This is a genomic window from Lentzea indica, assembly GCF_012184385.1.
Classification (GTDB): domain Bacteria; phylum Actinomycetota; class Actinomycetes; order Mycobacteriales; family Pseudonocardiaceae; genus Lentzea; species Lentzea indica.
Map to the genome: position 1 here is coordinate 1 of NZ_VSRL01000310.1, position 9,689 is coordinate 9,689.

Below are 9,689 nucleotides of genomic sequence, written 5' to 3' on the forward strand. Positions count from 1 at the left end.
CGCACCACCTACAACGAAACCACCGCCTGGGCACACCACACCAACATCAACAACGCTGCAGCTTGACATCCCCAGCAACTGGGATGTCTTCGCCTTCGCGGTTGGCTCGGCTGCGCCTTCGCGCGGGGGCTGCTCGGGTTCGCTTCGCGAGTATTTCTGTGGGAACTTTGGGTGATCCGCAAACGTTCGTGCTCGGCGTAATCGCTGCTCGTAGCACGGATTCCGGTGGATTACTACACCAGATGGCCTAGCGGTGTGGTGAGAGATCAACGGTCAGCAACCTGTGATTGGCCACTGGCTACGACCAGGTCGTGGGGGGCTGTTAGTGTTGCGGGCTGAACCCGGATGTCCTCCGGGTCGCTTGGTCGTGGCTACCTACCTCGGCCTGCCATCTACCGCATGTGCCGGTCCCTGGGGGTCGGCAACGCTCAGGAGGTTCGCGTGCTCGGCGCATTCCGCTCGGCTCTCGCGACGCCGGATCTACGCAAGAAGATCCTTTTCACGCTCGGGATCATCATTGTGTACCGGCTTGGAGCGACCATGCCCGCGCCGGGCGTGTCCTTCAAGAACGTGCGGGCGTGTGCTGAACAGCTTGAAGGCCAGAACATCTACTCGCTGATCAACCTGTTCAGCGGTGGCGCACTGCTCAACCTGTCCGTGTTCGCGCTGGGCATCATGCCCTACATCACCGCGAGCATCATCATCCAGCTGCTGACCGTGGTCATCCCGCGGTTCGAGCAGTTGAAGAAGGAAGGACAGGCTGGTCAGGGCAAGCTGACGCAGTACACGCGGTACCTGACCATCGGGCTGGCGATCCTGCAGTCGACCGGTCTGGTGGCCCTGGCGGTGCGCGGGCAGCTGTTCGGTGAGTGCGACCAGGACGTCATTCCGAACAAGGACAGCATCTTCACCCTCACCGTGCTGGTCATCACCATGACCGCCGGTACCTCGGTCATCATGTGGCTGGGTGAGCTGATCACCGAGAAGGGCATCGGCAACGGCATGTCGCTGCTGATCTTCACCGGTATCGCCGCCCGCATCCCGGCCGAGGGCAAGAACATCTGGGACAAGGACGCGAGCCGGCTCACCTTCGTGCTGGTTGTCGTGGCCGCTCTCGTCATCATCGCGAGCGTCATCTACGTCGAGCAGGCGCAGCGTCGCATTCCGGTGCAGTACGCCAAGCGCATGGTCGGCCGCCGCATGTACGGCGGCACGTCGACGTACCTTCCCCTCAAGGTGAACCAGGCCGGTGTCATCCCGGTCATCTTCGCCTCGTCGCTGCTCTACCTGCCGGACCTGGTCGTGCGCCTCACCCAGGGATCCTCCACCGAGCCGAACTGGTTCTCGACGTTCGTCCAGACGCATCTGGTCAAGCAGTCGAGCCCGGTGCACATCGCCTCGTACTTCCTGCTGATCGTCTTCTTCACGTACTTCTACGTCGGCATCACGTTCAACCCGGACGAGCGTGCTGACGAGATGAAGAAGTTCGGTGGCTTCATCCCCGGCATCCGTCCTGGTCGTCCGACCGCCGAGTACCTCAAGTTCGTGCTGGGTCGCATCACGCTCCCCGGTTCGCTCTACCTCGGCATCGTGGCGATCCTGCCGAACCTGTTCCTGGACCTGACCGGTGACGGCCAGAACCAGAACTTCCCGTTCGGCGGCACCGCGGTTCTGATCATGGTCGGCGTCGGTCTCGACACCGTGAAGCAGATCGAGAGCCAGCTCATGCAGCGCAATTACGAAGGGTTCCTCCGCTAGATGCGACTCGTTCTCGTTGGCCCGCCCGGTGCGGGCAAGGGCACCCAGGCTGAAGTTCTGAGCCGCAAGCTCGGCGTGCCGCACATCTCGACGGGCGACCTCTTCCGGTCACACATCAGCAACCAGACCGAGCTCGGGCTGGAGGTGCAGAGCATCCTCGACGAGGGCGCTCTCGTGCCGGACTCCATCACGAACGAGATGGTGCGCAAGCGTCTGGCAGAGCCGGACGCGACCGACGGGTTCCTGCTCGACGGGTTCCCGCGCAACGTCGCGCAGGCCGACAAGCTGGGTGAGTTCCTGGCTGTCGGCGGCCACGCGCTCGACGCGGTGCTGGAGTTCAGGGTCGACGAGGACGTCGTGGTGGAGCGGCTGCTCGCGCGTGGGCGCACGGATGACAAGGAAGAGGTCATCCGGCACCGGCAGCAGGTGTACCGCAACGAGACCGCGCCGCTGCTCGACTACTACGCGGAGAAGGTCATCTCCATCGACGCCGTCGGTGAGATCGACGAGATCAGTGAGCGTGCCCTCGCGCGCTGCACTCGCTGCGCGGCGAGAAGTGAGTGTTGGTGGACTGCTTTCCCGGCTTCGCTCTGTCGTTTCAGGCAGTGAAAGCATGATCGAGATCAAGACCCGCGGCCAGCTGGAGGCGATGCGCGCCTCCGGCCTGGTCGTGGCGCGTGCGCTTCGCAACGTGGTCGACGCGGTCAAGCCGGGGGTGACCACCTGGGACCTCGACGAGATCGCCGAGCAGACCATTCGGGACGCCGGCGCCATCCCGTCGTTCAAGGGCTACCACGGTTTCCCCGCGAGCATCTGCGCGTCGGTGAACGACCAGATCGTCCACGGCATCCCCAGCAAGAAGCAGGTGCTGGCCGAAGGCGACCTGATCTCCATCGACTGCGGTGCGATCCTCGACGACTGGCACGGCGACTCGGCTGTCACCGTCGGCGTCGGCGAGCTGTCGCCGGCCGACCACAAGCTGTCCGAGGCGACCAGGCTGTCGATGCTCGCGGGCATCGAGGCCGCGGTGCCGGGTGGGCGGCTCACGGACATCTCGTTCGCCATCGAGTCCTCGGCCATCGAGTCGGGTGAGCGCGACGGCATCGAGTACGGCATCGTCGCGGACTACGGCGGCCACGGCATCGGTTCCAAGATGCACATGGACCCGTTCCTCCCGAACTTCGGCAAGCCGGGCAAGGGCCCCAGGCTCAAGGTCGGCATGGCCATCGCGATCGAGCCGATGCTGACGCTCGGCACCGACGACTCCCAGGAGCTGGAGGACGGCTGGACCGTCATCACGCTCGACGGGACTCGTGCGGCGCACTGGGAGCACAGCGTCGCGATCACCGAGGACGGTCCCTGGGTGCTCACCGCGCCAGAAGAGTAAGTGCCCCAAGCCTTTTTGGACGTAGCCCCGCTCGCCACACGGTGAGCGGGGCTATTTCGTTTGCCACCGCCGATACGGTCGAGGTGACGAGCGAGTCCAATGCTTGGGGGCATTGTGGGGGTAACCCGTTTCGTCCTGTCCGCCCTACTGATCTCCATTTCAGGCTGTGCTGCCGCGAAGCCGGCCACCGACTTCACCTATCAGGACGTCCCGCCCGACAAGATCGCCGACCGGATCTTCCTGGCCGACGCCATCGCCGCCGTCGAGCGGTGCAGGCCGCCGTTTGCCGACGTCCTGGTCGTCCGGCCGAACTTCGTCAGCCCGCCACCGCCGGCCGACGGCGGATGTGGTGGCAAAGCGCGGTCCGACGCCGGACCGGAGTACGTCGACGCCGTGACTCGCATCACGGCGCTGCACGACACCGTCGTCCGCGAGTGGGACGAGCGCCTGAAGTCCGGGCCTGAGGCCGCGGAGACCAGAGCGCTCACCGCGACCTTGCTGCACTGCCTCGACCGGGCCGGGTTCACCCAGCGCGGGCCAGGCGACCCGAGCATGGAGAGCTACGGCATCGGATCCGGCGACCTCGCGCTCAACAACGCAGCTCAGCAGTGCTCTGACGACACCGGCTACGGCAGCAGGATCGCCGCTCAACGGGTCCGCACGCTCAAGTCCGTGCTGGGCACGCACGAGTCCGAGATCAACGAGATCACCAGGCTCCGATCGCTGCTGACGAGCTGCGTGCGGCCTGGTGACAGCCCTGACAGGGGCCGATTTGGGTTGCCGGAGTGAACTGCGTACACTGGTCAGGTGGCGCATCCGTCGCGCCGGTTCAGTCATGCCCTCGCAGGTGAGATCGAACCGGGCTGGAACGCGCCCAAAGGTTATTATCACCGTCACGAAACGCGGAGGACATGGGCAAGAAGGACGGGGCCATTGAGGTCGAGGGCCGCGTAGTCGAGCCGCTCCCCAACGCGATGTTCAGGGTCGAGTTGGAGAACGGTCACAAGGTACTCGCGCACATCAGCGGCAAGATGCGACAGCACTACATCCGCATCCTCCCTGAGGACCGGGTTGTCGTGGAGCTCTCGCCCTACGACCTGTCCCGCGGGCGCATCGTCTACCGCTACAAGTGACCTCCAGTAGCAGGAGATCTCAGGCGTGAAGGTCCAGCCGAGCGTCAAGAAGATCTGCGACAAGTGCAAGGTGATCCGCCGTCACGGCCGGGTCATGGTGATCTGCGAGAACCTGCGCCACAAGCAGCGCCAGGGCTGAGCAGTTCCACCACGCGCCCGTCGAGATCTTCGATGACGCAGTAACGAGAAACTCCTCGCACCTACCGCACGCAGGGCTTCAAGCGTGCGGACACCCCCGGATTCCAGGCCGGGGCCGGGACGCCGGCTGTGAGAGCAGCCGGAACGACAGACAGCGAGTCAGTCACCGGAATCGGGCGAGGAGCAGACCTGGAAGTAATCGACAGGAGTTAACCGCCACATGGCACGACTCGCTGGCGTAGACCTCCCCCGCGAAAAGCGGATGGAGATCGCGCTCACCTACATCTTCGGCATCGGTCGTACGCGCTCCAAGGAGCTGCTCACCGCCACCCAGATCTCCCCTGACCTCCGGGTCAAGGATCTGTCGGACGACGACCTCGCCAAGCTGCGGGACCACATCGAGACGAACTACAAGGTCGAAGGTGACCTTCGCCGTGAGGTCGCGGCCGACATCCGTCGCAAGATGGAGATCGGCTGCTACGAGGGTCTTCGGCACCGTCGCGGCCTGCCCGTTCGCGGACAGCGCACCAAGACGAACGCCCGTACCCGCAAGGGTCCGAAGAAGACCGTGGCCGGCAAGAAGAAGGCCGGCAAGAAGTAAGACCTCGCGTCTTTGTCACCGACTTAGGAGTTCGTCTCAGATATGCCACCCAAGTCCCGCACGGGCGCCGGGGTCAAGAAGGTCCGGCGCAAGGAAAAGAAGAACGTCTCGCACGGCCAAGCGCACATCAAGAGCACGTTCAACAACACCATCGTGTCCATCACGGACCCGCTGGGCAACGTGATCAGCTGGGCGTCTGCCGGCCACGTGGGCTTCAAGGGCTCGCGCAAGTCCACGCCGTTCGCGGCGCAGATGGCTGCCGAGAACGCCGCCCGCAAGGCCGCCGAGCACGGCATGCGCAAGGTGGACGTGTTCGTGAAGGGTCCCGGCTCCGGCCGTGAGACCGCGATCCGTTCGCTGCAGGCCGCCGGTCTCGAGGTCGGCACCATTCAGGACGTGACCCCGCAGCCCCACAACGGCTGCCGCCCGCCCAAGCGGCGCCGGGTCTGAGGCACGGGGAGGAGTAAGAACTAATGGCTCGTTACACGGGACCTGCGACGCGCATCTCGCGTCGCCTGAAGGTCGACCTCGTTGGTGGGGACCAGGCGTTCGAGCGCCGTCCGTACCCGCCCGGCCAGCACGGCCGTGGCCGGGTCAAGGAGTCCGAGTACCTGCTGCAGCTCCAGGAGAAGCAGAAGGCTCGCTACACCTACGGCGTCCTCGAGAAGCAGTTCGTCCGCTACTACAAGGAAGCGGTTCGTCGTCCGGGCAAGACCGGTGAGAACCTGCTCCAGATCCTCGAGGCTCGCCTCGACAACGTGGTGTACCGCGCGGGCCTCGCCCGCACGCGTCGCCAGGCTCGCCAGCTGGTCGCGCACGGCCACTTCCTGGTCAACGGCCAGAAGGTGAACATCCCGAGCTACCAGGTGTCGAAGTTCGACATCATCGACGTGAAGCCGAAGTCCATGCCGACGCTGCCCTTCGAGGCTGCGCGCGCGTCCTTCGGTGACCGCCCGATTCCCGCTTGGCTGCAGGTCGTTCCCTCGAACCTGCGCATCCTCGTGCACCAGCTGCCCGAGCGCGCGCAGATCGACACGCCTGTCACCGAGCAGCTCATCGTCGAGCTCTACTCGAAGTGATCCTCTCCGAGCCACTGTCTCTCGTGGACAGTGGCTCGGGTCGGGTCCCGCATCGGCGCGAAGGGTGTGCCGAGTGCGTTTGCCGGTCTCCGCGACTGGCTGTTGTTGACGGCGTCAAATAGCGGGCGTCGTTGTAGGAAGGAAGAACCCAGTGCTGATTTCCCAGCGCCCCTCGCTCGCCGAGGAAGCGGTCTCCGAGACCCGTTCCCGGTTCGTCATCGAACCGCTGGAGCCGGGCTTCGGTTACACGCTCGGCAACTCGATCCGCCGCACGCTGCTCTCGTCGATTCCCGGTGCTGCTGTCACGAGCATCCGCATCGACGGCGTGCTGCACGAGTTCACCACGGTTCCCGGGGTGAAGGAGGACGTCACCGACGTCATCCTGAACCTCAAGGAGCTCGTCGTCTCGTCCGAAGAGGACGAGCCGGTGACCATGTACCTGCGCAAGCAGGGCCCCGGTGTGGTGACCGCGGGCGACATCGTGCCTCCGGCCGGTGTCACCGTGCACAACCCCGACCTGCACATTGCCACGCTGAACGGCAAGGGCAAGCTGGAGATCGAGCTCGTCGTCGAGCGCGGTCGCGGCTACGTCCCGGCTGTCCAGAACAAGCAGGCGGGTGCCGAGATCGGCCGCATCCCCGTCGACTCGATCTACTCGCCGGTTCTCAAGGTGACGTACAAGGTCGAGGCCACGCGTGTCGAGCAGCGGACGGACTTCGACAAGCTGATTCTCGATGTGGAGAGCAAGCCCTCGATCACTCCGAGGGACGCGGTTGCCTCCGCGGGTAAGACCCTGGTTGAGCTGTTCGGCCTCGCTCGCGAGCTGAACATCGACGCCGAGGGCATCGAGATCGGCCCGTCGCCGGCCGAAGCCGACACCATCGCCGCGTTCGCGATGCCTATCGAGGATCTGGACCTCACGGTCCGTTCCTACAACTGCTTGAAGCGGGAAGGCATCCACACCGTCGGTGAGCTCGTGTCGCGCAGCGAGGCGGACCTGCTGGACATCCGCAACTTCGGTGCGAAGTCGATCGACGAGGTCAAGATGAAGCTCGTCGGCCTCGGCCTCGCGCTGAAGGACTCGCCTCCTGGGTTCGACCCGTCCGCCGCCGCGGCCGACTACCACCCCGGTGACACCGGCTGGGGTGCCGGCAGCGGTCTGGACCCTCACGACGACGGTCAGGACTACGCGGAGACCGAGCAGCTCTGACGCTCTGATTCAGAGCTAGAGGATCTCTTTTAGTTACTACAGGAGCAAGCGATGCCCACCCCTACCAAGGGCCCACGGCTCGGTGGGTCTCCGGCGCACGAGCGGCTGCTGCTCGCCAACCTGGCGACGGCGCTGTTCCAGCACGGCCGGATCAAGACCACTGAGGCCAAGGCGAAGCGGCTGCGTCCGTACGCCGAGAAGATCATCTCCAAGGCCAAGACCGGCGACCTGCACAACCGTCGCGAGATCATGAAGGTGATCCGCGACAAGGACGTCGTGCACAAGCTGATCGCCGAGATCGGTCCGTTCTTCAGCGACCGTTCCGGTGGCTACACCCGCATCACCAAGACGCTGGCGCGCAAGGGCGACAACGCCCCCATGGCCATCATCGAGCTGGTGCAGCAGAAGCTCGTCTCCACCGAGGCCGAGGCTGCGCGCAAGACCAAGTTCGCCAAGGACGAGAAGCCGGCTGAGGCCGCTGTCGTCGAGGCCGACGCTGACGAGACCAAGGCCGAGGACGCTGTCGAGGTTGACGGCGAGCCGACCGCTGAGGCTGTCGAGGCTGAGGAGAAGGCGGACGAGAAGGACGAGTCCTCTGAGAAGGACAAGTCCTGAGCAGTACGTCTGCTGACGAGCCCGTCGTTCCCGGTTCCGGGGGCGGCGGGCTCGTTCGTGTGCGCTTCGACCTGGGGTACGACGGGACCGAGTTCTCCGGCTGGGCGCGTCAGCCGTCGCGTCGCACTGTCTGTGGCGTTCTCGAGGACACCTTGTCGATGGTGTTGCGCGAGGACATCGTTCTGACCGTGGCTGGGCGGACCGATGCCGGGGTGCATGCCTCTGGTCAGGTCGCTCACGCTGATCTGCCGTCCACCGTGGATGTCGCCGGGCTGCCTCGTCGGTTGGCCCGGGTTCTTCCTTCTGACGTGCGTGTGTTTTCCGCGCGTGTGGTGCCTGCCGCGTTCGACGCTCGGTTTTCTGCGTTGCGGCGGCACTACGAGTACCGGGTTTCGGATGCCGCCTTCGGGGCGCATCCGTTGCGGCGGTTGGACACTCTTGCTTGGCCGCGTCCGCTGGACGTTCCCGCGATGAACGCGGCTGCTGCGTTGTTGTTGGGGGAGCACGACTTTTGCGCGTTCTGCAAGCGGCGTGACGGGGCTACGACCATCCGGGAGCTGCAGCGGCTGGAGCTGGTGCGGTCTGAGGTGGATGGTGTCGTGACGGCGTTCGTGTCTGCTGATGCCTTCTGTCACTCGATGGTCCGGTCGCTGGTTGGGGCGTTGCTGGCCGTTGGGGAGGGGCGGAAGCCCGTGTCTTGGCCTGCTTCGTTGTTGTCGCTGTCTGGGCGGGCTAGCGGGGTTGCTGTGGCTCCTGCCCATGGGTTGTGTTTGGTGCGGGTGGATTTTCCTGGGGATGGCGAGTTGGGGGCTCGGGCTGAGGCCACTCGGAAGGTTCGGACGCTGTCTCGTTGAGGGGGCGGCCTCGGTGATGGGGCGGCGGTCGGGCGCGTGGGTTGGGTTGGCCGTCTCCACTGTTTTGTCGGCGGGTGCCGGTTTCGTGTCCGTAGGTGGTCGGCTTCCGTGGTCACCTTGCGGTTGCGAGAGTTTTCTGGGGCTCCGCCCCAGGGTTCCGGCAAAGTCGTGTCGGTGCTGGTCAGGGGTGGATTCCGAGGAGTGTGAGTGGTCGGGTGAAGTCTCGGCTGGTGTGGCGGAGTCCGGTGGTGATGCTGGTGTGGCCGGCGAGGCGTAGTGCGTTGATGGCGAGGTTGCGCAGGCTGGCCATGGTGCGGGGTGCGGTGCCGGTGCGCACTCGTGAGACGTCCTCGGTGTAGACGGTGTCGCGGATCCAGTGCAGCTTGTTCTCGATGCCCCAGTGGCCGCGGGTGTAGGCGGCCAACTGCGCCGGACCGGCTTGGTCGGGGGTGAGGCTGGTGACGCCGAGGACGGCCATCGCGGTGCGTTTGCCGTGGGTGTGGGTGACGTAGCGTTCGACGAGGAACGCTTGTGCCGCACCGGGAAAGGTGACGTCCTCGGGTATGGGCAGGACTTGGATGGTGCGTTGCTCACGGCGGCCGTGCCCTGTGTCCACTGTGGCGTGACGCTCGACCTCGGGCCAGGCCAGGGCGTCGAGCTGGGCGTAGAGCAGATGCTGGTTCTGTTTGACCGGCAGCACGTAGTCGGCGCCGCGGCGCAGCAGGTCGGTGACGGTGGCGCGGATGGTGTGCATCGCGTCGGCGGTGACGATCGCGCCGGTCAGGTCGAGCTGGTCGAGCAGCGCGGCGGAACGCTTGGTCTCGTTGACCTTGGTGTCGACCAGGACCTGGGCCAGTACCAGCGAGTCGGTGTGCGACATCGCCGCGAGCAGGTGCACTCCGCCGGAGCCGTCG

The 9,689-nt window shown here is 65.4% G+C and carries 13 protein-coding genes; 12 read left to right on the plus strand and 1 reads right to left on the minus strand.

The window, feature by feature from the left end:
• Nucleotides 1-441 precede the first annotated feature (441 nt).
• The 12 genes from secY to truA all read left to right on the plus strand — a co-directional run bounded on the left by secY (nucleotide 442) and on the right by truA (nucleotide 8,775).
• Nucleotides 442-1,758 carry a preprotein translocase subunit SecY gene (secY, locus tag FXN61_RS43230; RefSeq protein ID WP_312878446.1) on the plus strand — a complete coding sequence of 439 codons (1,317 nt, stop codon included), beginning with the start codon at nucleotides 442-444 and terminating at the stop codon, nucleotides 1,756-1,758.
• Nucleotides 1,759-2,367, plus strand: coding sequence for an adenylate kinase (locus tag FXN61_RS43235; RefSeq protein WP_167979638.1), 609 nt, complete (start codon nucleotides 1,759-1,761; stop codon nucleotides 2,365-2,367).
• Nucleotides 2,368-2,371: 4 nt separating this feature from the next.
• Nucleotides 2,372-3,145: a type I methionyl aminopeptidase gene (gene map / locus FXN61_RS43240; RefSeq protein ID WP_167979639.1), complete on the plus strand. Its 774-nt coding sequence runs from the start codon at nucleotides 2,372-2,374 to the stop codon at nucleotides 3,143-3,145.
• A 99-nt stretch (nucleotides 3,146-3,244) separates the two neighbouring features.
• Nucleotides 3,245-3,934 carry a hypothetical protein gene (locus FXN61_RS43245; RefSeq protein ID WP_167979640.1) on the plus strand — a complete coding sequence of 230 codons (690 nt, stop codon included), beginning with the start codon at nucleotides 3,245-3,247 and terminating at the stop codon, nucleotides 3,932-3,934.
• 122 nt (nucleotides 3,935-4,056) lie between these two features.
• Nucleotides 4,057-4,278 carry a translation initiation factor IF-1 gene (infA, locus tag FXN61_RS43250; protein ID WP_005166804.1) on the plus strand — a complete coding sequence of 74 codons (222 nt, stop codon included), beginning with the start codon at nucleotides 4,057-4,059 and terminating at the stop codon, nucleotides 4,276-4,278.
• Between the two features lie 25 nt (nucleotides 4,279-4,303).
• The gene (gene rpmJ / locus FXN61_RS43255) at nucleotides 4,304-4,417 is read left to right on the plus strand and encodes a 50S ribosomal protein L36 (protein ID WP_010148647.1); all 114 of its coding nucleotides are present in this window, start codon (nucleotides 4,304-4,306) and stop codon (nucleotides 4,415-4,417) included.
• Between the two features lie 219 nt (nucleotides 4,418-4,636).
• Entirely contained in the window at nucleotides 4,637-5,017 is a 381-nt protein-coding gene (gene rpsM, locus FXN61_RS43260; RefSeq protein WP_167979641.1) for a 30S ribosomal protein S13, read from the plus strand.
• A gap of 42 nt (nucleotides 5,018-5,059) precedes the next feature.
• Complete coding sequence (gene rpsK / locus FXN61_RS43265) at nucleotides 5,060-5,467, plus strand: 30S ribosomal protein S11 (RefSeq protein ID WP_015105236.1); 408 nt, start codon at nucleotides 5,060-5,062, stop codon at nucleotides 5,465-5,467.
• A 23-nt stretch (nucleotides 5,468-5,490) separates the two neighbouring features.
• Nucleotides 5,491-6,096 (plus strand): 30S ribosomal protein S4, encoded by a 606-nt coding sequence (rpsD, locus tag FXN61_RS43270; protein ID WP_053733133.1) that lies wholly within the window; start codon nucleotides 5,491-5,493, stop codon nucleotides 6,094-6,096.
• 151 nt (nucleotides 6,097-6,247) lie between these two features.
• On the plus strand, nucleotides 6,248-7,306 hold the full coding sequence (locus tag FXN61_RS43275; protein WP_167979642.1) for a DNA-directed RNA polymerase subunit alpha: 1,059 nt from the start codon (nucleotides 6,248-6,250) through the stop codon (nucleotides 7,304-7,306).
• A 51-nt stretch (nucleotides 7,307-7,357) separates the two neighbouring features.
• Nucleotides 7,358-7,921, plus strand: a complete 564-nt coding sequence (gene rplQ / locus FXN61_RS43280) for a 50S ribosomal protein L17 (RefSeq protein ID WP_167979643.1) — start codon at nucleotides 7,358-7,360, stop codon at nucleotides 7,919-7,921.
• 59 nt (nucleotides 7,922-7,980) lie between these two features.
• Nucleotides 7,981-8,775, plus strand: coding sequence for a tRNA pseudouridine(38-40) synthase TruA (gene truA, locus FXN61_RS43285; protein WP_312878448.1), 795 nt, complete (start codon nucleotides 7,981-7,983; stop codon nucleotides 8,773-8,775).
• A gap of 181 nt (nucleotides 8,776-8,956) precedes the next feature.
• Here truA and FXN61_RS43290 read toward each other — a convergent pair.
• A partial coding sequence (locus FXN61_RS43290; protein ID WP_167979644.1) for an ISAs1 family transposase occupies nucleotides 8,957-9,689 on the minus strand: 733 nt, incomplete at its 5' end.

Bases quoted from the DNA above. Each gene is read 5' to 3' on its own strand.
- FXN61_RS43235 (WP_167979638.1), top strand. From the start codon at position 1,759: ATGCGACTCGTTCTCGTTGGCCCGCCCGGTGCGGGCAAGGGCACCCAG.
- map (WP_167979639.1), top strand. From the start codon at position 2,372: ATGATCGAGATCAAGACCCGCGGCCAGCTGGAGGCGATGCGCGCCTCC.
- FXN61_RS43245 (WP_167979640.1), top strand. From the start codon at position 3,245: ATGCTTGGGGGCATTGTGGGGGTAACCCGTTTCGTCCTGTCCGCCCTA.
- infA (WP_005166804.1), top strand. From the start codon at position 4,057: ATGGGCAAGAAGGACGGGGCCATTGAGGTCGAGGGCCGCGTAGTCGAG.
- rpsM (WP_167979641.1), top strand. From the start codon at position 4,637: ATGGCACGACTCGCTGGCGTAGACCTCCCCCGCGAAAAGCGGATGGAG.
- rpsK (WP_015105236.1), top strand. From the start codon at position 5,060: ATGCCACCCAAGTCCCGCACGGGCGCCGGGGTCAAGAAGGTCCGGCGC.
- rpsD (WP_053733133.1), top strand. From the start codon at position 5,491: ATGGCTCGTTACACGGGACCTGCGACGCGCATCTCGCGTCGCCTGAAG.
- rplQ (WP_167979643.1), top strand. From the start codon at position 7,358: ATGCCCACCCCTACCAAGGGCCCACGGCTCGGTGGGTCTCCGGCGCAC.